We start from the raw sequence: 24742 nt of genomic DNA, 5'->3' as shown, positions 1-24742 counted from the left end.
CTCAATCCGCAATTATCGCGTTGCAGGACTATTGAAAAAGTGGGCCATACGACGCGTCGTAGTTTAGACCCGAGGGACGGAGCCCACTGATCGGCTTCGCGGGCACGCCTCCGACGATCTGCCCAGCGGGCACATCTTTTGCAACCAACGATCCGGCCGCCACAGCACTTGCAGCTGACAACGTGATCCCTGGAAGCACGATGGCACTGGTACCGATAAAGACATGGTCCCGAATGTTAATCGGACGTGTGCGACCAGCGAAGGCGACGTCGAACAAATCGTGATCTCCAGTCAAAAGCGTCACATTCTGCGAGATGGAAACGGACGCCCCGATCGTGATCAGTGCTCGATTATCGACACGACATCCAGCGTTTATGACACTACCCGAACCCATCGAGAAGTTTTTCCACGTATCGAATGTGACACCAAGGTGAACGAAGGACCCTCGAGCAATCGAAAAACGCATCACTCGCCGATACCAAAAAAGACGCAGACGGCGGCTCGGTATTTTATTCAACACATGATTATTGAAATAGATGAGCAAGGAGAACACGTAGACTTTCACAGGACAACTACTCCACATCGCTTTGAGTATGATTCCAGATACCGTAAATCGCGCGCGCAAGCTGACCCAACAAGGTCGGAACCGCAAGGCTAGCCGCCAGGATTGCGGCACCCAGGCTGCTAGATGTGTCCACAAAAGTCATACCGATTACGAGCCAGGCAACGACGAATGGTATGTACACCCAGCTCAGCGACAGATAGCCACGGGCGTGATTAATCGCCCCTATGCCAAATGCGGCAAAATTCGTGAGCGTGGCGCCAGCCATAAGTAACGCAAACTCCAAAGTCAACTGCTCATAGCTCTCCCCGAGGAGGTGCAACAGCGGACCACTAAATATCACCGTAATAGACAGGAATGCAAGACACGCAGCACCGTAGACTGCGAGGTACCGCCCTGATGCCCGAAGCACCGTTCCTCGGCCACCAACTGTTCGAGCCAGAGCAGACGCACCCCAGGTTCCAAGAATATTGTTGACCAATGCGAACGCGAGAGCGTAGCGCGACAACGCGGCCACCTGAGCTATCCCGAGAGTATTACCGGAAAGCGTAAGTAGAAGCGTTACTAATTGCTCACTGGCAACCATCACCAGCACCGCCGGCAATGATTGGCGCACAGCTATAGCGAACGTTCGACGGGAACTGGGGTCCACGCCCACACGCGCGCGGACGTACCGGCGAACTGATCTCCACCCCAGCACTGCCTGCGTCCAGGCCACGAACGCGGTAACGGAGAACAGCACCACAGCGCTAGAAACGCCGAGTATCCAAAGGATAGTAACGGACAGCGCGCGGACACCATTCGCGATAACATCTATCGCACCAATCAACACGAAACGTTTCTCAAGCTGCAACTCGGTGCTAGCGAGCCCAAACTGCTGAAGCGGCACGGTGCTCAAGACACAAAGCACGAGTATGCCGACTGCCGCGAGCGGATCAGCACCGTTACTTATCAGTAGATAGGCCAAGAAGGGCAAAGCCACTACCAACACGACCGTCACAAGCCGGAGCCGGGCACTACGCGCGCCCCCATAGAGTAGATCGAGTTCCATGCTTGGTCGCTCAAGCGCCGCGCCTAACGCCATGAACCTACTAGTAATACCCGTCGCCGATATAGCGGTGATGGCGGCTATGAGAGCAGCGGCGATCGCATAGAGAGCGTACTGATCGGGCGGCAGGATGCGAACGACAATTACACCGGCGGCAAAGGTCAACACCTGGGCGAAGACGCGCAGTAGCGCGAAAGACGAGAACCCTTTCACGATGAGTCCTCACATGGAAAGTTCAAGATCATCGACGCGTGCGCCCTCGATCGCGCGGTAGGTCGCGAATCGCTCTAGCAGGAACGCCAACTGCAACGCAGTACTCCGGGACATCGCGAGAGACCACCGCTCCCGCCCCGACGACACTGCCGGACCCTATGCTCACACCAGGTAAAACGATAGAACCCCTCCCTAGCCAAACGTCGTCGCCAATCCAAACTGGCGCAATTCGAATACCTTCACCAGGGACCACTTCATGAAACGCCGAGTCGGAGATACTTGAAAAAGCCGCCATGCGAAGATCATCGCCGATTCGAACCAACTTTGCCGCATGTATGGAGGCTGCCGAATTTATTAACGCACGGTTCCCGATTTCAAGTTGACCTCTCGCCTCCGTTTCGATTGATGCCCGAGCCTCTATCCCCCGGATCAAGACGCGATCTCCTACAACCATCTCCCCCAAATTCTGGATCCAGGGCAAACGACCTTCCACGAACGGACGTGAACCGATCTCGACGCCGGCCCGCCGAAAGTGGAACGCTGCCCGTACTACGCCGAACTCTCGAAAGACACGCCTAGTGACCACGTCCGACCTCACTCTCAGCGGGCGTGGCTGCCCCGCCATCAACCACCGATGGGACATAACGGGACATAGCGGCCTCCACAGCACCAACCGAAGCTGCCAGACTCGGGACGAACTGGAACGCGCGACCGGCAGCTCGACTAGTTCGCTTGAGCCGATCAGCGTCTTTTGCAAGTCTCGCAGACTCTTTTGCAAAATCTTCGTCACTAGTCAACACAAACGCACCACAGGCGGCAGCGACCCTAAGATAGTCATCGGAAAAGCGCCCGAGGTTCGTGACGGTAGGCACCGCATGCTTCATAAGGGCGGCGAAACTACCGCGGCGCCCGCTGATTCCATCCGGAAACGGCGACAGAGCGAGGTCGACGAGTTTCATTAGCTCCGAAACCTTCGCAGGCTCCGCCTCAGCCCAGACTCTCAAGATTGATTCGCCGCTCACCAGCTCTCGTGCACGCCTACTATCACGGCCGACGTACCACAACTCAGCCGTCGGCACCGCCCCCTCAATCTCCGCGAATGCGTCGCGAATGAGCTTTGCGCGTCGAGATTCGAGGTTACCGAAAACCATCACTCGCACGGCGTCGCCGGCGGGTCGCAATGGCTCGGGTGCCGCCTCGATCACCGGGATGTTCTCATGTACTGGGACAACCCACGATTCAGGGTTGAATCGGCCGAGGCGCGCCATACCCATCCGGCAGGTGAACAATACCGTCGAGGCAGATTTAGCCAATTGAATAGCCTGGCGCCGCTGATAAGCGAACATAATCGCGTGGCGAAAATTCTTGGGGTAGGCATAAGTCTCATGGAAATAGACGATCGATTGCGCAACTGGGTTCGCTTTCTTCACCAACCGAATCATGTTTGAAAATTCTGGGTTGAAGCCACGACGCCCGTAGCTGAACTGCTCGAACTGAACCAGGTAAACATCGGCCCTGGACGCTCTATCCACAACCGTGGACACGTCTCTGAGGCGTCCTGTTGGCCACCCGTCCTCGTACGATAGGTCCCCGAGGGCATCGCTACGCGGGCCCGCGCCTATCACGGTCACCTCATGTCCCTCCTGTCCGAGCGCGCGCGCAAGCCCCAGAGAGTGGTCTGCGATTCCGTCCATCTTGCGACCAACTGAGGGGAAGATTAGTGCGATACGAGACAATTCAACGGCCCTCCATCGTCTGGCAACTACTTCGCTCCCGCTTCAGCGAGTGCGGCTTCGTATGCATCCAACACAGCTCCGGCGGAATGACGTTGTAGGTGCCGGGCACGCGTCTCGACCTCTTCAACAGATAATCCGCCCTTCTCCAGCGAGGTAACGATCGCCGCCGCGAGTGCTGCCGCGTTTCCCTCGGGCACGACGACACCGCAGCCGCCAACTGCTTCCGGGAGTCCGCCACAGTCTGTTGCGACTACCCGACAGCCCGCGGCGAGGCCTTCGAGCGCCACGAGCGGGTAGACCTCCGGCGGATTCGAGACAGAAGGGATACACAGCACTGAACGACGTCGGAGGATACTCGCCACCTCATCCGGAGGTCTAGAGCCGACAAACTCCACCTCGACTGACAACTCCCGACCGAGTTTCTCTAGGCGCTCCCTCTCGGGCCCGTCACCGATGACCGTCAGAGACGTGGGAGGGGACATAATCGAACACGCTTCTATTAAGTATCGAATGCCTTTTGCGTCAACCAGCCTGCCTACAAAAACGACGCCCGATCTTGCGAGCTTGTCGTCGAGAATGTACGCAGCAGAAACCGGATTGGGCATGAAGCGCGTCGTGACCGGAACGAACCTCTGCAAGTAGCGCGCGACAACGTATGTTGAACCTGCCGGCAAGAGGAGGGACTTCACTCGATCGCGCATTCGCGGTGCAGCTTGTCCGGGCGCCCGCAGCGGGGCATGCAGGACCGCCACCCTCGGACGACGTATCAACCGAGCGACGAGAGGCCACGTGAGCCGCACGCTCATATTGGATTCAACGATTACGGAAGCCCAGCGCAGCGCTCGGATCAACTGGACAGCAGTCGGTCGACGCAACACCCCTTCCGACGCCGGTCCGTCCGTCATGGTGACGACCCGAACGGCCCACCCTCGCTCCTTCAACCCCGATACGAGGAACTCTGAGACACGCTCGATCCCCCCGATGCTAGGAGAAAAAGCGTACGAAACAATGAGCAGGTTTTTAGCCACGGGCTGTCAGCCCTTCGCGAGATTGCGCAGCCTTGAGTACGAGCAGGTCATCGGCAGTGTAAGTAGCAGCGATCTGCTCGTCGTTGCCCCCGTCAAACGCGTTGTCTGAGACCAACGAGGAGGCCTGACTCCCAAACAACATCGGGAACTCCGCAGCCACGGCCTTCAGTTGCCTCACTTGAAACCCACCACGCAGGGCCATCGCGTGCAGCCAGACGTCATCTGCTCTCGGACTTACAGTGAGAAAACGGTCTCCCACCGCTGCAACATAGCGGAAGAACTCGGCTGGATAGAGGACGCCCATTACACCTGTCGCAAAATTGAGCACAGATGGTCGCGACGATGTGACGCGGAGCCACCGCCTGTACGGGGCGATTCGCTCCTGCTCTACCAGAAGCCGGTGGGCGCGGTGGCAGAGAATCGTGGCACGATCACGAGATGCTTCGGTTAGCGACGAGAGCCAGTCTCGCGGATAGAGGATGTCATCATCCGCCGTCACGATGTCAAGACTGGAGCCATTCGAGCTACTGTAATCCGCGATGGCAAGCGGGAAGTATTTCGTATGCGGCCCGTACCGATCCGGGGAGTGCGCAATCTCTAGTCCTCGGCGTTGCAACCGCCGCAGTCCAGCGCCCAAGGTTGCGACGTCAACACCTGGGTCTACCCAAAGGATCATTCGACGCGGTCGCACCTTGCCTCGAGCGATGCCTTCTATGACCGTCGACACAGAAGCGAGCCTCGCGCCATGAGAGGTGATGGACACGATGACGGTCGACTCCCCAAGCACCGAACTCTTGGCGACTAGGTTCCGCACGCGCAGCGTGGCCTCGAGAAGCGTGCCGCCGACCAGGAGACGCCCTTTCCTGAACAGCCGCCTTGGCGTCAGACGGCGCTCACCGAAGTAGTCCGTTCGCCTCGCCAACTTCATCGAAGCCCCCGAACGTAATCGATAAACCCAACATCTCTTTTGAAATAGTCCCCCTGGAGATTTTCCTTTACCTCTCGCGCACGTTCCTGCACGAGCAGCCCCCCATCACTGAGCGACCCGGCCACAGTCGCACCCATTCCAACCACTACCCGAGACCCGATCTGGGATCCGGGAGTGATTTGCACGTTGGAGGATATGAGACTGTAGTCGCCAATCGTGATCGATCGATAGGTCTGCGACGAGGTCCGCCAATCGATGCCATGGGTGATAAAAGTCGACCGAACCCCTGCCACTGTGGTGTGATGCCCAATCGATATTCCACCACTTGCATCTATGTAATGGCGGGAAGTAAGAGCGGAGTGTCTTCCGATGGAAACCGTACCTGGCGCCCCTGCCGCACGGAGGGGTGACGCGGCGGATAACCAGTTCCACTGTCCAATACGTCCAAAATCGTCGACTTCAACGGCCGCCAGGCCCTTGAAGACGTTGAACGGCCCGATACGGGCGTTCTCACCTAGGACAACACTATCGATTGCGAAGTACAGCCCAGGTCCTACGCTGCCACCCTTCCCAACTTGCCATCCTAGAACTCGCAACAATTGCACCTTGATCCGGCTGGCTGGCCAGATGCCTACTAGTAAGACCAGCACAGTTCTGACTCTATGCTTCACGGCTAACCCTCCGATTTCGTTTAGATCGCGCTTCGTTGGCAGCAACGCTATCCGGCGACCTCTTATCCTCCAGGGCCGATGCAATCAGTAGAGCGAGTGACACGCCGAAGGCACCTTGATAACTTGGATTCTGTCCAATAGTGCCAAACACCAGAAGCGGTGCAATGACCGCAACCAGTACGACCGTGACCGTGCTATGACGACGAGCATTGAGAATCACGGAGCCGGCAATGCCCAATCCGATAGCGAGGCGGGCCAGTGCAAGGAGAATGCCCAAAATACCCATCTCGCTTACCCACCTGCTCGACTCGATCTCCACCCACTGCTGACCGGACCCTAGCGCGATCCCTACGATCGATGACCCACCGACTCCGCTGCCCGTGAGGCTGAGATTCTCTGTGAACAGAAAACCAACCGTCTGATTGAGAAGTCTTCCGCCGGTATCTTCCGCCCGATCAGCGGCTTCGAACCTCCCCACAAATGCCGCCAAAACTTGTGGAAGCAGCCAGGATGCAAGCAGCCATACAGCAGCGCTGATAACTGACACGATCATCGCGATCCTCAGGCTGCGGGCGGGGTCGTTGATGAACGCGTGGAGCAGGACAAGAATAAGAATAACCACGACACCCAACACGGTTCCTCGCGCCCCGGAAATCGCGATTGTCATGCCGGTGAGCAACAACAGAACTAGCCCGGCCCGCCGGCTGAGGATATTCGATCCAACGAGAGCCGACAAAGCGAGCGCGAAGGCAAGGACAAGGAAGCTTGTCAAGCCACTCGGCGCCGTGAACGTCCCAGTGATTCGAACAATTCCATCCTGAACGAAACGTGTCTCCTCCCCCGATATCTCACGGTTTATCCAGGATGAAGGCGGCGCGGTGGATTGCGCTAACCCGAGCACGAGTTGCACCGGCACCCACACCAACACTGCTCGAGCGATTTTTTGCAGAATGCCAGGCGGCTGATATGAGAACACAACAAGTGGAAGTATGAAAGGTGAGATATACGATCGAACGCCCGCGACTGCTACCGAGAGCGGGAGTTCCGCGACAAGTACTGTCGCGAAGGCAGCTACCGCCATAGCCAGCAACGCTGCCCAGAATAGGCCCTGACCACGTCGTGCACGCACCGGCGCTATCGCAAGGAAAAGAAGTACCCCAATAGCAACGGCGTCTCGCGCCAAATACATGATGCCGTCGGAACCGGGCACCCACTTTCGCAGCGCTCCCTCAGCAATCCAAAGATGCACATAGAGTACGGCAAGCGTACCTGCCACCCGCACCAAGTCAGCCTGCCTATTCTGGATACCCAGATGGCGGCGGCCCGAGCCGTTCCCGCGAGATTTGAGACGCATGGTCATCGTATGTTTCGCCGTGCCACTTCGATCAGCTTGGCGCGGTGATTTGACCAGGACAGGTCGTGCGCACGCGAGAAAGCTGCATCTGACATATCGTCGACGCGCCGGGAGTCCTGTAACAGTAAGTCGAGTTTCTCCGAGATCGCGCTGGCGCTCCGGACGGGGACAATCCATCCCTCGACACCGTCGGAGATGATATCAGGAGCGCCGGTGTGCGCGGTAGAGATCACCGGCAACCCACGTGACAGCGCTTCCATCAAGACCAGGCCAAAGCCCTCGAAAAGCGATGGGAAAATCAGCACGTCATGATTAGACATGAGGTCGAGGATGGCTCCATGAGCGAGGGATGGTATCCAGTTCACGTTTTCGGCCCGCAGAGCAGAGTCAACGGCAGCATTCGCACCTACCTGACGTCCAACCACGGTCAACTCGACGCGCCTGCCTGACGCACGTACAGCCGAAAAAAGATAGGAAATGCCCTTTCTCTGCGTCAGGCTACCCACGTAGAGGGCGCGGATTCTCGACGGATCTCGTTTTACACGGGTGCGAACTGGCGGCGGGGCTCCGTACGGGACGACGGTTACCCGCGGAGCTGATCCCGGATAAAGATTGAGGGATCTCGCGGTAAAACTAGACGCCACAACGATTTCCGAGGCCAACGACAGCTCTAGGTCTTTACGACTCATCCTTTCTGCGTGGTTCCGCACCGTCGTCATGGAGATCGTGCTCGCCCACGCAGGTTCAGCCTCGGCCTCCTCGTTGAGGAGCACCTCACCTAAACGCCAGTATCCGATCGGCAGATCGTAGATTCGAGGGACGTCGTGCTCGGCTGCTGCAGCAAAACTGCGTGCCGCGCCATCTTCGTACGCGTACACGGCGGTCGTACGTTCGTCGACACGCTTGCCCATTGCCGCATCGATTGCGTGGAGAGTGGTGTCTGGACCGAAAACACTTGGACTTTCCAGGAACGGGAAACGTCGCCGAAATAACCGTCGAATCTCTGGCCATCCATGTGTCTTCGTGACCCGATGAACCGGCTCGGGTAGCGAGCGTCTTGCCATTGATGCTCGCAAAGAAGCGGTGGGCATGTATTTCGCGAGTTGAGTCGTATCCAGGCTCGTGTGAAACTCCGCCAAGAGGCCTGCGTTGGCGAAGGCCAACGCCATCTGCCGACTGTTCGAGTTTAGTACAGCATGGCCCGCAATAATGCCTCCCGTGCGTTCCATCATGATGAACCTCTGCTCTGAGCCACTGCCTCGTACAGCTTTTCAAGGTTGTGCTTCGCTGAGGTCTCGCTAAAGAGGCTCTCGCCTAGCAATGCCGATCTCTGCGAAAATAGAGCATAGTTGCTCTTGTCGAGGATCAAGTGCACTGCTTCTGCCATCGCTTGTCCATCACCATCGTCCACAACAATTCCCGCTTCGTACTCAGAAACGACTGATGCGAGTACGCTGGATCGCGTTAGTACTACAGGAACACCAAGCCGGAAAGATGCCACAAGGACGTTCCCCCAAGGCTCGTTCGATGATGACAGAACAAACACACCCGTATTGCGGAGTTGTCGAAGAACCCCTTCCGAGGAAGTCGCTCCGAGGTAGTTGAGGTTCCCCACAGCGGCAGCGACCTCTAGGAGGTTCTCGAGGTCTCCCTCGTCGGGCCCGAGGACGTCGTACGACTCGTCCCATCCGTGCTTTTCAGCCGTCGCGGCGGCTGCCGCGAAATCCATCACCTTCTTGCGGGGGTGCAATCGGGCAGCGAACAACGCAGAGCGATTGGTGGCGCGTCCGTCTTGAAGCCGCTCAAGTCCCATCGGCGGCGGGTTACCCATGATCGTTATCCGATCTCGAAGGCGGTCGTTCCAGCGTTCGAGCTCGGTAGCTTCGTTCGCGGTTAGCGCGACGAAGGACGATCTCTTGCCTAGCCATGGCTTGAGTAGGACGGAATCGAAGAGTCGATGGAAGTTCGAGGCTCGAGACGTGAGCATCCCATGGGGCTGCAAGACCAGGCCTTTACGAAAGAGTCTTCCCAGCACCATCGCCGTAAGCGGCAACATCTCTCGCGAGATGCTGATGTGTAGGATATCTGCAGCTCGAATGGCTTGAGTAAGGCGAATGAATACTTGGAATGAGTAGACATCTACAAAGCTCGACATTCCGAAAACGTGACGCACCTTAGCGGTGACGCGGTTTTTTTTTGCATCCGGCTCATCACCATCGAACGATCCCGCAATAAGAACGACATCGAAACCACTCTGTCGCGCCAGTTCAGACTGACGAGATGCGGTGTCGAAGGGGCCCCCGTACATGCCGGTTCTGCTCGCTAAAGTGACAACGCGTAGGATCCTGGCCCCGGACATCAGTAGTACCTCATTCGCAACGCTCGCTTAAGAACGAGAATTTAAATCGGCCTTTGCCCGACGGCAGGCTCGATGAGTACCCACGGTCACCCATTCTTATCCGCCGTGGTGAATCTTTCCGCGAGTCGCCGAGCTGGGTTTCCGCCCCATATCTCTCCGGCGTTGATCGAGGTTCCGTCCACCAAGCTGAGGGGCCGCACCAACGCGGACTGGCCGATCTGACTGCCGCCAAGAATGACACACCGACTGGTGACCCAGACGCCTGATCCGATCATTATCTCGCGAGTAACAAGAGCCATATCGGAGCGGTGGCGGTGGCTGCCCGTCGTCAGAAACGTCTCCTGGGAGATGACAACGTCGTGCCCGACATAGATGTGGTCCTGGTTGTGGAACCAGACCCCTTCGCCGATCCATGAGCGGTCTCCGATGTGGAGCTTCCACGGGAACTTCACGCGAGTGCGCGGACGGAATACGACTCCGGAACCGATCTCAGCGCCGAAGGCGCGGAGCACTCGGATACGGAGGCTCGAGCTGATCTGCCACGGGTTGGTCACGAAGAGCAGCTCGCACACGGCCCACAGGTACACGACCCACGACGGACGGTCCCACGCGGCGCGTTCACCGGGGGCCTTCGAAAGGTCGATCACCGGAACTTCAGACATTGGGCACCTTCTGAAACGAGACGGAATCGTTGCCGCACTAAGGTCGAGACCATGCCGCGCCTCGCCCCCGCAGTCACCTTACTGGGGATCAACTACCCGCCTGAACCGACGGGCATCTCTCCCTACACGGGCGCAATGGCCCTCGGCCTTGCGCATAACGAGCGCCGCATCGAAGTCGTCACGGCGCACCCTCATTATCCGGAGTGGAAAATCCGCGAAGGTTACGGACAGTGGTCGCGCAGGGAACATCTCGACGGGGTCGCCGTCACGAGGCTGCGTCACTACGTGCCGATGAAGCCCACCGGGGTGCGAAGGCTCCTCTCTGAGATCAGCTTCGGTCTCCGGCTGGTCGCCGCACGATGGCGGCGCCCCGATGCCATCGTCCTCATCTCCCCCGCACTCTTCTCTTCCGCCTTCGCCGCTGTGCGCGCACGCATTTTCCACCGACGCACGCCCGTCGTCGTATGGGTGCAAGATCTCTACACGCTCGGGCTGTCGGAGACCGGTCAGGGGTCGGGACTCACCGGTCGGATCATCCGGGTCGTCGAAGGCTGGCTGCTGCGCCGGGCCGACCGCGTCGTCGTCATCCACGAGAGGTTCGCTCGTCGCGTCTCCGAAGACTTCTTCGTACCGCGCGACCGCATCGAAGTCGTGCGCAACTGGACGCACCTCCCACCGATGCCGGTCGTCGACCGCGAGGCCGCTCGACGCGCACTCGGGTGGGGCGATGAGACCATCGTGCTGCACGCGGGAAACATGGGCGTGAAGCAGGGGCTCGAGAACGTGCTCGCCGCCGCTCGCCTCGCCGACAAGAGCGGTGCCAGCATCCGCTTCGTCCTGATGGGTAACGGGGGCGAGAAGGCGCGCCTCTCGAAGGACGGCGCCGGCATCGGCGCGCTGCAGTTCCTCCCCCCACTTCCTGACGACGAGTTCGCTCAGGCCCTCATCGCGGCCGACGTGCTGCTGGTGAACGAGAAGCCGGGTGTCGCCGAGATGGCCGTGCCGAGCAAGCTCACCTCCTACTTCTCGACCGGTCGCCCCGTGCTTGCGGCCACCGACGAGACCGGCATCACCGCCGAGGAAGTCACAACGGCCGCCGCCGGCGTTGTCGTGCCTGCCGGCAACCCGTCGAAGCTGCTGGAAGCAGCGCTCGCGCTCGGCGCCGACGAGGCGCGCTCGACCGAGCTCGGAGCCAACGGGCTGAACTACCGAAACACGGTGCTCGACGAAACATTCGCGATCGATCGATTCGCTACGCTTCTCTCGCTGCTCATCGACGGGGATGGCTCACGAACGTCCGATCTTCACCAACGTCCGAGCACATCCTCCATCTGAACGGGGCTTCAGTTGACCAAGCGCGCACTCATCACCGGCATCACGGGGCAAGACGGCTCTTATCTCGCCGAGCTCCTGCTGTCGAAGGGCTACGAGGTGCACGGCTTGATCCGCCGCGCGTCGACCTTTAACACGCACCGCATCGACCACCTCTACGTCGACCCGCACGACCCGACGGCGAAGCTCTTCCTGCACTACGGCGACCTGAGCGACGGCGCTCGCATGGTCACGCTCATGGCGCAGATCGACCCCGACGAGGTCTACAACCTCGCCGCGCAGTCGCACGTACGTGTCTCGTTCGACGAGCCCGAGCACACCGCCGACACCACCGGCACGGGAACCATCCGCCTGCTCGAGGCCGTGCGCCTCTCGGGCGTGAAGACGAAGTTCTACCAGGCCTCGACCTCCGAGCTGTTCGGCGCGACTCCCCCGCCGCAAGACGAGAACACGCCCTTCTACCCGCGCTCGCCCTACGGTGTCGCCAAGCTCTACAGCTACTGGATCACCAAGAACTACCGCGAGGCGTACGACATGTTCGCGGTGAACGGCATCCTGTTCAACCACGAGTCGCCCCGTCGCGGTGAGACGTTCGTGACTCGCAAGATCACCCGCGCCGTGGCCCGCATCAAGGCCGGGGTGCAGAAAGACATCTACCTCGGCAACCTCGACTCGATCCGCGACTGGGGTTACGCCGCCGAGTATGTCGAGGGCATGTGGCGCATCCTGCAGGCCGACGAGCCCGAAGACTTCGTGCTCGGCACGGGCGTCGGCTACACGATCAAAGACTTCCTCGAGACCTCGTTCGGTCACGTCGGGCTCGACTGGCAGGAGTTCGTGAAGTTCGACGAGCGCTACCTGCGCCCCACCGAGGTCGACGCCCTCATCGGCGACCCCTCGAAGGCTGCCGACAAGCTCGGCTGGGTTCCCACCATCGATGGGAAGGAACTCGCCAAGCTCATGGTTGACGCCGACGTGGAAGCACTGGAAAAGGGCGCGGAGTGGATCGACACCGTCAAGCTCGCCTCGTGGGGCACCGCGTGACCGCCGTCGACGGAGTCGACTACTCCCCCGGCGAGCTCGACCGCGACGCGACGTTCTACGTCGCCGGGCACCGCGGACTCGTGGGTTCGGCGATCTGGCGCAAGCTCGAAGCATCCGGGTTCGAGAACCTGGTCGGCAAGCCCTCGGCCGAACTCGACCTGAAAGACCGCGATGCCGTCTTCGCCTACATGGGCGAGACCAAGCCGAAGTACGTCGTGCTCGCGGCGGCGAAGGTGGGCGGCATTCTCGCCAACAGCACCTACCCCGTCGACTTCCTGAGCGACAACATGCGCATCCAGGTGAACGTGCTCGACGCGGCGCACAAGAACGACGTCGAGCGCGTGCTGTTCCTCGGCTCCTCCTGCATCTACCCGAAGTTCGCCGAGCAGCCGATCCGCGAAGACTCGCTGCTCACCGGGCACCTCGAAGAGACGAACGACGCCTACGCGATCGCGAAGATCGCCGGCATCCTGCAGACCCAGGCCGTGCGTCGCCAGTACGGCCTCCCCTGGATCAGCGCGATGCCGACCAACCTCTACGGACCGAACGACAACTTCTCGCCGAAGGGCTCGCACGTGCTGCCGGCCCTCATCCGTCGGTACGACGAGGCGACGAAGTCGGGCGCGCCCACCGTGACCAACTGGGGCACCGGCACGCCGCGGCGCGAGTTCCTGCACGCCGATGACATGGCCGACGCGTGCCTGCACCTGCTCGAGCACTACGACGGACCCGACCAGGTCAACGTCGGCACGGGCTCCGACGTCACCATCCGCGAGATCGCCGAGACCATCGGCCAGGTCGTCGGGTTCGACGGCGAGACCGAGTGGGACACCACGAAGCCCGACGGCACCCCGCAGAAGCTGCTCGACGTGTCGAAGCTGGCTGAGGCGGGCTGGACCTCGAAGATCTCTCTCAGCGAGGGACTCGACCGCACCGTCGCCTGGTACCGCGAGCATGTCGACACCCTGCGCGGGTAGTGCAGCGGCATATCGTTCTGTTCCGGGTTCGTGACGATGTCACGGACCCGGAACTGTTCGCGGCTATGGACACCCTGCGCGCGCTCGAGCCGGTCGCCGGCGCCGAGCTGTGGCGGATCGAGCTGTCGATTGACGTGCGCAAGGGCCGCGTCATCGTCGAAGACGCGACGTTCACGACGGATGCTGCGTTCTCACTCTTCCTCGCACTGCCCGAGCACCGGGCCGCTGGTGAAGTGATGGCCCGGATCTCGGACTGGTGGGTGGGCGACTACAGCGAGTGACCGCTCAGACTCCGTCTTAGCTCGTCGCCGGCTTCATGTCGTAGGTGACCCACGGGGTCGCTGCAGCCACGCGGTCGTACACGCGGCGTGCTGCCGCATTGTCTGCAGCCGTGATCCAACGGACGACACTCGCGCCCTCGGCCGCGGCGATCTCGGACGCTCTGTTCAACAGGGCCGTCGCGACACCCGCGCCCCGGGTCGCGGGAGCGGTGAAGAGGTCGTCGAGGTACAAGCCCATCGACGCGGTCGACGGACGCGCGAACCGGCGCAGATGAGCCAGTCCGACCAGCTCGTCATCGACGGTGGCGACCAGCCCGATGAACCCATGCTGCGCGGTCGACACCCACTCCCACGTGGTTCTCACGGCCTCGGGGTCGTCGTCGAGCTTGTAGAAGGCTCGATACCCCGCGTAGAGCCGCGACCATGCCGCTTCGTCTGTCTCGAGAACGCGCCTGACCTGAACTGTCATCGATCCAGCCTAGGCAGGGTGAGCAGCCGCTCGAACAGCGCCTCGCACCCCGGCCACAGCGGCTGCGGCAGATCGTCGACCGCGAACCAGCCGAAGTCGAGCGCCTCGTTCTGCGGCCGCGGTTCTCCGACCGCGGTCACCACGAACGACAGGCCGACGGCGTGCTTGCGCGGGTCGTCGCCGTAGCGCAGCTGCGCAGCATCCGCCGGCAGATCGTCGGGCGGAAACCACTGGTAGACATAGCCCGGCTGCGGGTCGGCGGGCAGCTCGAGGTCGACGGCGATCGTGTCGTGCGCGTGCCGGCCGAGGGCCTCGCGAATGCTCTCGCCCCGACCGATGCGTCCGCCGAGGTGGCACCAGACCCGGCCGTGCGGCGACTCGCGCAGGATGAGCCCGATCTCGCGCCGACCGTCCACCGTGCGTTCGGGAACAAAATCGACGCACGCCAGGGGCACCGACCGCTCGATCAGCGCGTAGTCGTCGGCGGGGAGGAAGAGCATGCGTCGAGCATCCCAGACCCTGCCCGGCGGCGGGCGACGCCCCTGGCGCACAACGGAGGAGAGATGCATTTCGGAGGGCCATTCTGCGCAGAATCGACCTCCGACGTGCACATCCCCTCCGAAGCGGACGCGCTGCGGCGGCTACCCGGTCGGGACGCTTCGGGGGCCAGGTTCGATGTCGGAACCCCCTGCAACACTGGGGTCATGGCCACAGCAGATGCCTTCGATGATCGCGGCGAAGCGGTGCTCGACGACATCGTGAGCACGCTCGTCGAGAACGAGCGCGCGGCCGCCGCTCTCGAGGCCGAGAACGTCATGGGGTTCGCGACGGCGATGCGCGTGGCCCTCTCTCGCTCAGCCCACAAACCGAAGACCGTGCAGGTGCGCGAGATGCAGTTGCGGTCGATCGCCGCCGAGATCGGCATCGCCCTGCGGTGGAACGACCGCGTCGTGCAGAGGCGCATGAACGACGCGATCGACCTCGTCGACAAGTGGCCCGCGACGCTCGACGCCCTCTCCCAAGGCCGCATCTCGATGCGCCACGCGAGCGTCATCCGCGAAGAGGGCGCCGTGATCGACGATCCGAACGAGCGGCAGGCCTTCGAAGAGGTCGTGCTCGAGCGCGCGTCGACCGATACCGCCGCGCGCACGCGCACCCTCGCCCGCGCGATCGCCGAAGAGCTGCACCCCGAGTCGATCACCGTCCGTCACGCCCGCGCCGAGAACGACCGCCGCGTCTGGGTCAACGATGTCGGCGACGGCATCGGCGAGCTCGTCGTGCGGCACTCGATCACACTCGTGCGCGCGATGCGCGACCGCCTCACCCAGCAGGCGCGCGCCGTGCGGTCGGTCGCCGCGTCTTCGAGCACCGACACCGAAGCGGATGCTGCGGCCGCCGCCGAACGCGACGGCGACGCCGCATCCGCGTCCGACGTGGCATCCGACGCCGCAGCCGGCGGCGACGCCGCAGCCGATACCGACGTGGATGCCGACACCGCCGTTCACGACACCCGCACGCTCGACCAGGTGCGCGCCGATCTCGCCTGCGACCTCATGCTCACCGGGCAACCGGCCATCGATCCGACCACCGACGTGGTGCCCGGCGGGCTCGGAGCGATCCGCGCGCAGGTGCAGGTCGTGGTTCCCGCCCTCACCGCCGCCGGAGTCTCCGACCGCGGGGCGACGATCGACGGAGTCAGCCCGGTCGACGCCGAGACCGCGCGCTGCCTCATGGCCACCGCGCCCGGATGGGACCGCATTCTCACCCACCCGATCACCGGTGCCGTGCTCGCCGTCGACCGCTATCAGCGCAATCGGGCGATGGAAAGGTTTCTCGCCGCGCGCGACATCCATTGCCGCTTCCCCGGGTGCAGAATGCCCGCGCGCTACTGCGAGCACGACCACAATCGCGACTGGGCGCTCGGCGGACCCACCGATGTGACCAATCTCGCGAGCCTCTGCAAGCGACATCACACGCTCAAGACCGAGACCGAGTGGACGGCCCGGCAGCATCCCGACGGATCCATCGAATGGACCTCACCCCTCGGACACACCTCGGTCGACAAGCCCGAGCGCTACGTCACCTTCGTGCCCGACGGCGACCCGCCACCCTTCTGATCCGGCACCACCCACGCCCGCGAACGCGGGAGCATCGCCGCGCGCATGTCGCCGCACCGTCTAGCCCCGACGGGCGAAGGTCAGCGCGAGAACAGACCGACGGTGCGGGCCTGCTCGATGATCGCGTCGGCGTACTCGTCGAGGAACTCCTCGCGCGACGGCGTGCCCTCGACGGGACGCGAGAGCGCGAACACCCAGAAGTAGTAGTGGTGCTCGCCGTGGCCGGCGGGCGGCTGCGGACCGTAGTACGACGTGACCCCAGCCGTGTTCGGCCCCTGCCGGATGCCGTCGGCATCGACGTCGAGCTCGGTGGCGTCGGCCGCGATGCCGTAGACCACCCAGTGCGTGAACCCCTGGGCCAACGGAGCGTCCGGATCATGCACGATCACCGCGAGCTCCACCGTGCCCTCGGGAACGCCGTCGAACACGACACGCGGCACCCGGTTGCCGCCGTCGGCGGAGAACTCCTCCGGAATACGCGTGAGCGTGTCGAAATCGGGGCTCCTCACGGCCAGCTTGTCGATGGGCAGAGACATGGTCGACTCCTCTCGGGGGTGGATCGTTCCACCGTACGACCGGCCGACGAGCGACACCGGGGGCTTGCGCGCCCCGGCGACCCGGCTCAGCGCGACGCCGCCCTCCGAGAAACCACGGCGTCGCGCACGCCCCGCGCACCGGTGAGAGCGAAGCCCCGCAGCGCCCGCGGCAGACGCCACGGACCGGCGATCCATCCGACGACCGCCACCACCAGCGCCCCCACGATGACGACCACCGCCGCGCCTCGGAGCGGTGAGAGCGCGGCGTCGAACAGGGCGTCGACCACCCCCGCGGCAACCTCCGACGAGACGACGGCATCTGCGGCCACCGCGCGGCCGACGGCGAGTGCCACCACGAGGATAGTCATCGTCGCGGCGACCGCGATCCCCGCCCACATCAGCGCGATCCACCGGCGCCGAGCGACGGCGACCCCCGCGGCGATCAGCAGCAGCGCCACCCACGGCAGCCATGCACCCGAGACGACGGCGATGTCGTAGCCGCGCTGGATCGTGGGGAGGGCATCCGACTGCGCCACCACGATCACCCTGTCGGTCGAAGGGATCCGGTCGGCGAACGTGAACCCGTCCGACACCAGCATCTGCTTCGCGGCATCGACGATCGGGGCGAGCTGGATGCCGATCGAACCGTCTTCGCCCAGACCCACCAGCGCGTCCGGGTCGCCCTGGAGTGCCGCGGTCAGCTGCACGTGCGTGATGCGCAACGTGTTCGTCCAGACCGTGTCGAACCCCTCCGATGCGACGAGGTCGGCCACCTTCGACCGCACCAGCGACTGCAGTCCCTGGGTGACCGAACCCTTCAGTGCCTCGAGAGCCTGCGTCGCGACGGGCCCAGTGCCGAGGTCGATGATGCCGTCGATGACGTCGGAGGTGAGCTGCGGAATGTCGACCTGCTCCTCGATGACGCGCACGGTCTCGTCGGTGACGAGATCGCGCACCGCCGGGTCGTGCGCCAGCGGCGCGTAGGTGTCGACGAACCGGTCTGTGTCGGTGAGCGTGGTGTTCGCCCACGACGCCGCGGCCGCCAGCGGCGCCAGGAGCGCGCCGACGACGATCAGAACGGTGGCGACGACGGTCCACCAGCGGCCTCGCCGCCGACGCCCGTCGGGGCGGTGCGCCTCGGCGCCCCCACCGGTCGTGCGCGCCATGTCTCCCCCGTCGTCCGCGAGCCCCACGCTCGCTGCCCACAGGGTAGTGGCACGCACGACCGGCCGCGAAGAGCGCTCACGACCGACGCCGTCGTCAGAAGGAGTCGGCCGCCTCGTGCTCCACGGAGCAGTACGGGTGTGCGCCACGCCAGATCGCCCGGCTGGGGCGCAACGACGTGCCGCACTCCTCGCAGTCCACCGCCGTTCGTCCGTAGACGAAGAGGTCGACCGTGTCTCGGAGGCCCAGGCGGGGGCGCGCGTGCGTTCTATGGGTGGCCACGCGGACCAGCCGCGGGAAGGCAATCGTCGCCATGTCATCTCCTAGATGCCCGCTCCGATCAGGGGTGCCTCCGTCACGGAGCGGGCTGTGGGCGAGCCTACGCCTGTGTCCCCCGTTTGGGGGACAAAACGCGAAAACTCTGGACTTCGGATTGAAAGTCCACAACAATCCGCCCAACATGAGAGGGATCTCACTCGCCACGACCGCACCCGGGTCTACCTTGATCCACAACGGTCGATTCAAAGGGGAGTCACTATGGTCGTTCTTTTTCTTCTTCTGCTCGTGCTCTACGTCGTGATCGCAGGCGGGGTGGCGCTCGTCTTCGGGCGCGCCGCAGCATCCGCCGATCGTCGGCAGGAGACGGAGAACTCCGAGCGCGAGCAGCGGCTGCTCGCCGCGCGGCCCGTCGTCACGCAGTAGGCCCCGTCAGGCGAGAAGCGACGTCAGACGGCGAGCGCGGCCCACACCTGCGCGAGGCGCGCGCGCGAGGGCATCGGGCAGTTCGCGTCGAACCATGCCGCCGGCACCGGCGTCTCGAGGTTCGCGTACTGGCTGTCGACCGTGTACGAGCCCTGCAGCGGAGCGACGGCCGGCATGTGCGAGACGACCGTGTTCGACGCGCTCGAGACGATGACGTCGCGACTGTTGATCGACCCCAGCACCACGCTGTCAGCGAAGGTGACGCCCGAGGTCGTCTTGCCCCAGACGGAGTTCTGCCCGATGTTCACGTGACGATCCGCCCCGAAGGGATACCGTCCGCTGCCGCGGCGCCCGCCCAGCACCGCGGTGCGGGTGAAGGCGACGCCCTGCGTCTGCTCGAACTGCAGAATCTGCGAGCTCGACTGGAAGAAGATAGAATCGGTGAAGGCGATGTTGCTCACCGCTCCCCCGCTGACCTGCAGGGTGTCGCAGTGCATGGTCGACCCGGCGGGCTTGTAGGCGGGTGCGACGTAGCATCCCGACATTGTCACGCCGTTGATCGAGTGACCGTTGGCGACGCGGAAGGCCATGCGGTCGGCGTTGTCGATGTCGAGCTGGTTCGGCAGCACGCACTCCACGAACTCGACGCCCGTGACCGCCGCACCGTTCGCCGTGATGTTGAGGTACGCGAAGGTCGACCAGCCCAGCGCCACGTCTTGCGAGTCGCGCACGAGCACGGCGCTGTCGATCAGGTCGAGCCCGACGAACGAGACGCCCTTCACACCCCTGATCGCGTAGCCGCCCGCACCCGTGACGGTGCCCCATCCGTCGCGGGGCGTGACGAGGATGCGCCACGGCCGGCCTGCCGCGCCGACGTTCTCGATCGCGGCCTTCGAGCTCGACCCGGCACCCGCACCCGTGGGCAGCACGCCGGGCTTCACGCGGATCTTGACCTTGCCGTTCGGATGCTGCGTCGTCGCGGTCGTGATGGCCGCGGCGATCGCCGCCCAGGTCGGGTCGACGTCGACCACCCAGTCGAACGCCGCATCCACCGCGGGAGTGCGCGCCGGCCAGTGCGCGCCGTTCGGCCCGTAGGCGGCGAGGGCGGGCGGCTCGGGAGTCTGGGTCGGCAGCTCGTCGAGCAGCGAGATCGATGCCCCGCCACCGGTGGGCAGCGTCACGGTGAGGGTCGCCGCCGGGTCGATGGTGTCGCGGATGCCGTCGATGACGACGTATGCCGTGAAGTTCGAGACGGCGCTGCCCTCGAGCAGCGTCACGGTCGCGGTCGTGCCGCCCGGCTTCGCGGGCTGCACGTTCGCCGCCATCACGGGGTCGGTGCGGAAGAGCTCGGCCGTCGGCGAGACGCCGCCGGTCGCCGTGAAGCTGTAGACGCCGGCCGGGATCGCGGCGCCGGGGTTCGTCGACTCGACGGTCAGAGCGGGGGTGTCGTCGACCCAGTCCGGCCGAGCCGACACCGCCGGCGGCTCGGACGGCGACACCAGCCGTGCCGGCGCGGCCACGGCCGAGGCGATGACGGGCACCGCCCATGCGGTCGTCTTGAGCACGGTACGTCGATCTACCGCGGCACTCGGCAGGATTTCCACGGCCACCCCCAGGCGTGTCTGTACCAGGATTGTATCCACGGCGTGTTGCGTGCGCGTGTCGAACGCGCCGCTGACCTGCGCGTTCCATCGACGCGGCTCTTCTACGGTGGAGGCGTGCACACCCGGTCGGCCCAGCTTCGGCTCGAAGACGCCGTCGCCGTGGGGTGGCCCTGGGTGCACCGCCTGGCCGTGTCGCACGGCGTGCGCGCGCTCCTGATCAAGGGCGTCGCGCTCGAGCGTCACGGGCTGCGCGCCCCGCACGTCTCGAACGACATCGACGTGCTGATCGAGCCCGCCCGTTTCGATGTCTTCGTCGCGGCCATCGAGCACGCCGGCTGGCACGAACGCGCGAGCACCCTCGCAGGATCCGTGTTCACCACCCACTCGCGCACCTTCGTGCATCGCGACTGGCCGTGCGACCTCGACGTGCACCGCTTCTTCCCGGGCTTCCTGGCGGAGCCCGAGACGGTCTTCGACGAGCTCTGGCGCCGTCACGAGGCGATCGAGGTCGCCCACCAGAGCTGCCCCGTGCCCGACCGTGCGTCGTCGATCCTGATCCTCGCCCTGCACTCGCTGCGCGGGATCTCAGCCCTCCCCCGGCACGCGACCGAACTCGCGCACCTCACGGCCACCACCCGGCTCAGCGACGATGAGGCCGTCGACCTCGCCGTCCTGGCGCGCGCGACCGGCAGCGACGAGACGCTCCGCGGCGTGCTGCACGACCTCGGCGTCCGTCTCGGCCCGCCGACACCTCCCTCTCCGGAGCTGCTGCAGTGGCGGGCTCGCGTCAGCAGCGGCGGCACGGCGGGCTACTTCTGGCTGACGCACCTGCGGCGCACGCGGGGTCGCGACCGGCTGAGGCTCATCGCCCACGGAATCTGGCCGAGCCGCGCCGAGCTGCTGCTGCATCGCCCCGAGATCGCGGATGCCGCGCTCCCCCGACTCCGCGCCCGTGTCGCCCGCTGGCGGCGGGGCCTGCGCACCTTCCCCTCCGCGGCACGCGCCCTGTGGCGGCACCGCAGCGCCGCGAGCTACACGCGGTCGACGAGGAGCGCGCGCTCGAGCGAGGCGATGAACTCGGCCACGTGATCGGTGAGATCGTCGGGTGCGTCGAGCAGTTCGCGCTCGACGATCCGACTGATCTGCGGCACGCCCGCACCCGGCGCCCCGGCGACCGCCCGCCAGATGAGCGAGCCGACCTCGTCGAGCACCAGCGGACTCGCGGTGCGCACCCGTCGCAGCGGGAGAACAACCACTCCGCCGCCCACCGACTCCTGCCACGCGCAGTCGGCGGCGACCCGCCACCCCGAACCGACCTCGACCACGAGACCGGCGGCGCCCAGCTCGTCGAGCGCCGCCCCGACGAGCTGCTCGGCGTCCCCCTCGGGCGGGTGACCGTGCGCGGCCACCAGTGCCGTCACCAGTCCCGGCCCGTCGCCTGCGGCGCCGAGCGCCCGCCAGAGCGTCGGGGCGATGCCGCCGAGGGTGTGCACGACATCGTCGTGGAGCACGAGCAGCTGGGCGGCGTCGGCGAGCGCGATCGCATCGGCGACGGCCGCGCGGCGGAGTCCCCCGGCCGGCGGGGAGTCCGCTGCATCCACGACCGGCTCGACCGTGCCGCGACTCCGATTACCCGAGGTCTGCCAGAGGGCATCGATCGCGTCGAGATCGTGCGCCTCGCGGTAGGTCAGCCGCACGACCGGCGTCTCGGCGAGGATCGCGGCGACGAACTGCAGGGGGCGCGCGAGGTGCGAGAGGAAGCTCGTGTGGGCCGTGAGCGCGGCCACGGCCTCGACCGTGGTCAGGGTGCGGGCGGTCGGCTCGTCCGCGTCGTCGCGCCGGTCGAGCAGCACGATCGCGGTGAGCTCGAGAGGTGTGTTCGGGAGCACGCCGAGCCCGAGGCCCGACGGAGGCGTCTCGGTCTTCGGGGCGATCCCCCCACCGCGCACCGAGAGGGGCTTCCGGTACGGCGCGACATCTCGCCCCGGCCCGATGAACACGGTCTCGTCGGTGACGTACCCGAACCTCCGGCCCACCGCGGCGGCCAGCGTGGTCTTGCCCGCGCCCGATTCGCCGACGAACGCGACGACGCGACCGTCGTCGTCGGCGAGCGCCGTGGCGTGCAGCATCCACCCCTCGCCCTTGCGGTGCTCGATCGCGGCGGCCGTCACCCGGCGCGACAGCTCGGGCATCCACCACGCGCGGTCGCCGTCGGGCACGACGTGCAGCACGAGACGAGCGGATGCGTCGGAGCCGGCGGCGGCGTCGGCCCAGGCCTCGCGCACCGCGGTCGCGTCGGCATCGCCGAGGGCGGAGAGATCGAGCCGGATCGGCACCCCGAGGGCGTCGATCACGGGATCAGGGCTCACAGCCGCTAGTGTACGAGCGGAAAGGCGGGGGGAACGCCGTGGAATTGCGCGACTACCTGCGCGTGCTGGGGGCGCACTGGCTGGCCATCGTGCTGCTCACGGTCGTCGGTCTCGCGGTCGCGCTCGGCTGGTCGCTTCTGCAGCCCCGCGTGTACACCGCCACCGCCAGCGGCTACGTCGCCGCCACCGACCTCGGCAACGACACCGGGTCGTCGCTCGTGAGCGATCAGCTCGCCCGGAGCAAGGTGACCTCCTACCTCGACATCGGGTCGTGGCGGTCGGTCGCCGAGTCGGCCATCACCGAGCTCGGCCTCACCACGACGCCCGAGTCGCTCGTCAACCGCGTGAGCGTCACGAACCCCCTCGACACCGTCGTCATCCATGTCGCCGCCAACGCGGGCACCCCCGAAGCCGCTCGCGACCTCGCCGAGGCGTGGACCCGCGGCATGGTCGCCGCCATCGACGACATCGAGGGCGACGGAACGCCCGGCTCGGCCGCCGTCACCCTGATCCCCGGCGACTCGGCCCGGCTGCCGTCGTCGCCGTCGTCGCCGAACATCCCGCTCAACGTCGCGCTCGGTGGTCTCATCGGCCTCGCGCTCGGCATCGGCTACGCGGTGCTGCGCGACGTGCTCGACCGCCGCATCCGTTCGTCCGAAGACATCGAGCGCGAGTTCGGCGTGGGGGTCGTCGGAACGCTCCCCCTCGAACGCAGCCTCGACAACACCCGCGAGGTGTTCTCGTTCACGAACTCCTCGCGCCCCGGCAGCCGCACCGCGCTGACCGAAGCGCTGCGCGAACTGCGGATCAACCTGCAGTACACCGACGTCGACAACCCGCCGCGTTCGATCGTGGTCACGAGCCCGATGCCGGGCGACGGCAAGTCGAGCACCGCCGCGAACCTCGCGATGAGCCTCGCTGCCGCCGGCCAGCGGGTCGCGTTCATCGACGCCGACCTCCGACGCCCGGTCGTCGCGCCCCTGTTCGGCCTGTCGGTGGGCGTCGGCCTTACCGACGTGCTGGCCGGTCGCGCATCGACGCACGAGGTGAGCGCCACGTTCGGTCCCGCGCGCAACCTGCTCGTGCTCCCCGCGGGGCGCATCCCGCCGAACCCGAGCGAGATGCTCGGCTCGCAGCGCATGCGCGACCTCATCAGCGACCTCAGCCAGCACGGCCTCGTGATCATCGACTCGCCGCCCACGCTGCTGGTCTCCGACGCGGCGGTGCTCTCGACGGCCGCCGACGGCGCGCTCATCGTCGTCTCATCGGGACGCACGACGTTCGACGTGCTGCGCCGGTCGCTCGACAACATCTCGAAGGTGAACGGGCGCACCCTCGGCGTGGTGCTGAACAAGATCCCCCGACGCAAGCGCGTCGACGATTACTACGGCTACGACGTCGACGACGACGTGCCGGCCGAGGTCTACTCCGCCGCGGTCAACGCCCGGAACCCGAACGGCTGAGACCGCCGATCCCAAGAGTGAGCCCCCGGTTCGTTCCGGGGGGAGGAACGTCGCCGGGGGCTATCGCTACCGGCAGGCGAGGCGAGCGTTGGGGGGATGCCCGGCGCCTGCGAGTGAGCGTGA

26 protein-coding genes are annotated in these 24742 nt (G+C 64.7%); 8 read left to right on the top strand and 18 right to left on the bottom strand.

Annotation, left to right across the window (positions count from 1 at the left end):
• Positions 1–28 precede the first annotated feature (28 nt).
• The 11 genes from FVP77_RS15870 to FVP77_RS15820 form a co-directional block, all read right to left on the bottom strand.
• Positions 29–565, bottom strand: coding sequence for an acyltransferase (locus tag FVP77_RS15870; protein WP_222707746.1), 537 nt, complete (start codon positions 563–565; stop codon positions 29–31).
• 7 nt (positions 566–572) lie between these two features.
• A complete protein-coding gene (locus FVP77_RS15865) occupies positions 573–1823 on the bottom strand; it encodes a hypothetical protein (protein ID WP_147895495.1) in 1251 nt (416 codons plus the stop codon).
• Between the two features lie 28 nt (positions 1824–1851).
• Positions 1852–2118, bottom strand: coding sequence for a DapH/DapD/GlmU-related protein (locus FVP77_RS17110; RefSeq protein WP_187266988.1), 267 nt, complete (start codon positions 2116–2118; stop codon positions 1852–1854).
• Positions 2119–2398: 280 nt separating this feature from the next.
• Positions 2399–3367 carry a tetratricopeptide repeat protein gene (locus FVP77_RS15855; RefSeq protein WP_147895493.1) on the bottom strand — a complete coding sequence of 323 codons (969 nt, stop codon included), beginning with the start codon at positions 3365–3367 and terminating at the stop codon, positions 2399–2401.
• Positions 3368–3585: 218 nt separating this feature from the next.
• A complete protein-coding gene (locus FVP77_RS15850) occupies positions 3586–4248 on the bottom strand; it encodes a glycosyltransferase (protein ID WP_187266987.1) in 663 nt (220 codons plus the stop codon).
• Between the two features lie 331 nt (positions 4249–4579).
• Positions 4580–5515, bottom strand: coding sequence for a glycosyltransferase (locus FVP77_RS15845; RefSeq protein WP_147895491.1), 936 nt, complete (start codon positions 5513–5515; stop codon positions 4580–4582).
• On the bottom strand, positions 5512–5808 hold the full coding sequence (locus FVP77_RS17245) for a hypothetical protein (protein ID WP_425463150.1): 297 nt from the start codon (positions 5806–5808) through the stop codon (positions 5512–5514). Before FVP77_RS17245 ends, FVP77_RS15845 begins: the two co-directional genes overlap by 4 nt.
• Positions 5809–6175: 367 nt before the next feature.
• On the bottom strand, positions 6176–7546 hold the full coding sequence (locus FVP77_RS15835; protein WP_147895489.1) for a hypothetical protein: 1371 nt from the start codon (positions 7544–7546) through the stop codon (positions 6176–6178).
• Positions 7543–8772, bottom strand: coding sequence for a glycosyltransferase family 4 protein (locus tag FVP77_RS15830; RefSeq protein WP_147895488.1), 1230 nt, complete (start codon positions 8770–8772; stop codon positions 7543–7545). Before FVP77_RS15830 ends, FVP77_RS15835 begins: the two co-directional genes overlap by 4 nt.
• Complete coding sequence (locus FVP77_RS15825; RefSeq protein WP_187266985.1) at positions 8769–9848, bottom strand: glycosyltransferase family 4 protein; 1080 nt, start codon at positions 9846–9848, stop codon at positions 8769–8771. Before FVP77_RS15825 ends, FVP77_RS15830 begins: the two co-directional genes overlap by 4 nt.
• Positions 9849–9985: 137 nt before the next feature.
• Entirely contained in the window at positions 9986–10561 is a 576-nt protein-coding gene (locus tag FVP77_RS15820; protein ID WP_246134138.1) for an LbetaH domain-containing protein, read from the bottom strand.
• A gap of 51 nt (positions 10562–10612) precedes the next feature.
• Between FVP77_RS15820 and FVP77_RS15815 the strand changes: the two genes are divergently transcribed.
• The 4 genes from FVP77_RS15815 to FVP77_RS15800 are packed head-to-tail and all read left to right on the top strand — an operon-like array spanning position 10613 to position 14195.
• The gene (locus FVP77_RS15815; protein ID WP_147895486.1) at positions 10613–11896 is read left to right on the top strand and encodes a glycosyltransferase; all 1284 of its coding nucleotides are present in this window, start codon (positions 10613–10615) and stop codon (positions 11894–11896) included.
• A gap of 12 nt (positions 11897–11908) precedes the next feature.
• A complete protein-coding gene (gmd, locus tag FVP77_RS15810) occupies positions 11909–12937 on the top strand; it encodes a GDP-mannose 4,6-dehydratase (RefSeq protein ID WP_147895485.1) in 1029 nt (342 codons plus the stop codon).
• A complete protein-coding gene (locus FVP77_RS15805) occupies positions 12934–13914 on the top strand; it encodes a GDP-L-fucose synthase family protein (protein WP_147895484.1) in 981 nt (326 codons plus the stop codon). Before gmd ends, FVP77_RS15805 begins: the two co-directional genes overlap by 4 nt.
• A complete protein-coding gene (locus tag FVP77_RS15800; RefSeq protein ID WP_147895483.1) occupies positions 13914–14195 on the top strand; it encodes a Dabb family protein in 282 nt (93 codons plus the stop codon). Before FVP77_RS15805 ends, FVP77_RS15800 begins: the two co-directional genes overlap by 1 nt.
• Positions 14196–14211: 16 nt before the next feature.
• On the opposite strand, the gene FVP77_RS15795 is transcribed toward FVP77_RS15800, so the two are convergent.
• Positions 14212–14664 carry a GNAT family N-acetyltransferase gene (locus FVP77_RS15795; protein ID WP_147895482.1) on the bottom strand — a complete coding sequence of 151 codons (453 nt, stop codon included), beginning with the start codon at positions 14662–14664 and terminating at the stop codon, positions 14212–14214.
• On the bottom strand, positions 14661–15164 hold the full coding sequence (locus tag FVP77_RS15790; protein ID WP_187266984.1) for a DUF4916 domain-containing protein: 504 nt from the start codon (positions 15162–15164) through the stop codon (positions 14661–14663). Before FVP77_RS15790 ends, FVP77_RS15795 begins: the two co-directional genes overlap by 4 nt.
• A gap of 204 nt (positions 15165–15368) precedes the next feature.
• Here FVP77_RS15790 and FVP77_RS15785 point away from each other — a divergent pair, with 204 nt between their 5' ends.
• Positions 15369–16781 carry an HNH endonuclease signature motif containing protein gene (locus tag FVP77_RS15785; protein WP_187266983.1) on the top strand — a complete coding sequence of 471 codons (1413 nt, stop codon included), beginning with the start codon at positions 15369–15371 and terminating at the stop codon, positions 16779–16781.
• 80 nt (positions 16782–16861) lie between these two features.
• On the opposite strand, the gene FVP77_RS15780 is transcribed toward FVP77_RS15785, so the two are convergent.
• The 3 genes from FVP77_RS15780 to FVP77_RS15770 form a co-directional block, all read right to left on the bottom strand.
• On the bottom strand, positions 16862–17317 hold the full coding sequence (locus FVP77_RS15780) for a YbhB/YbcL family Raf kinase inhibitor-like protein (RefSeq protein ID WP_147895479.1): 456 nt from the start codon (positions 17315–17317) through the stop codon (positions 16862–16864).
• Between the two features lie 86 nt (positions 17318–17403).
• Positions 17404–18483, bottom strand: a complete 1080-nt coding sequence (locus FVP77_RS15775) for a hypothetical protein (protein ID WP_147895478.1) — start codon at positions 18481–18483, stop codon at positions 17404–17406.
• Positions 18484–18577: 94 nt separating this feature from the next.
• Positions 18578–18796 carry a hypothetical protein gene (locus tag FVP77_RS15770; protein WP_147895477.1) on the bottom strand — a complete coding sequence of 73 codons (219 nt, stop codon included), beginning with the start codon at positions 18794–18796 and terminating at the stop codon, positions 18578–18580.
• 222 nt (positions 18797–19018) lie between these two features.
• Between FVP77_RS15770 and FVP77_RS16900 the strand changes: the two genes are divergently transcribed.
• Positions 19019–19183 (top strand): hypothetical protein, encoded by a 165-nt coding sequence (locus tag FVP77_RS16900; protein WP_187266982.1) that lies wholly within the window; start codon positions 19019–19021, stop codon positions 19181–19183.
• Positions 19184–19206: 23 nt separating this feature from the next.
• Here the strand turns inward: FVP77_RS16900 and FVP77_RS15765 are convergent, their stop codons facing one another.
• Positions 19207–20748: a hypothetical protein gene (locus tag FVP77_RS15765; RefSeq protein ID WP_187266981.1), complete on the bottom strand. Its 1542-nt coding sequence runs from the start codon at positions 20746–20748 to the stop codon at positions 19207–19209.
• Positions 20749–20901: 153 nt separating this feature from the next.
• On the opposite strand from FVP77_RS15765, the gene FVP77_RS16895 reads away from it, so the two are divergent.
• The gene (locus tag FVP77_RS16895; RefSeq protein ID WP_187266980.1) at positions 20902–21876 is read left to right on the top strand and encodes a nucleotidyltransferase family protein; all 975 of its coding nucleotides are present in this window, start codon (positions 20902–20904) and stop codon (positions 21874–21876) included.
• Here FVP77_RS16895 and FVP77_RS15755 read toward each other — a convergent pair.
• Complete coding sequence (locus tag FVP77_RS15755) at positions 21819–23156, bottom strand: P-loop NTPase family protein (RefSeq protein WP_147895474.1); 1338 nt, start codon at positions 23154–23156, stop codon at positions 21819–21821. The genes FVP77_RS16895 and FVP77_RS15755 overlap by 58 nt on opposite strands.
• A 38-nt stretch (positions 23157–23194) precedes the next feature.
• Here FVP77_RS15755 and FVP77_RS15750 point away from each other — a divergent pair, with 38 nt between their 5' ends.
• The gene (locus FVP77_RS15750; RefSeq protein WP_187266979.1) at positions 23195–24619 is read left to right on the top strand and encodes a tyrosine-protein kinase domain-containing protein; all 1425 of its coding nucleotides are present in this window, start codon (positions 23195–23197) and stop codon (positions 24617–24619) included.
• Positions 24620–24742 lie beyond the last annotated feature (123 nt).

This window comes from Microbacterium hatanonis (genome assembly GCF_008017415.1).
Classification (GTDB): domain Bacteria; phylum Actinomycetota; class Actinomycetes; order Actinomycetales; family Microbacteriaceae; genus Microbacterium; species Microbacterium hatanonis.
The sequence above is the reverse complement of the archived record's forward strand: the minus strand, read 5'-3'. Positions and strand labels throughout refer to the sequence as shown.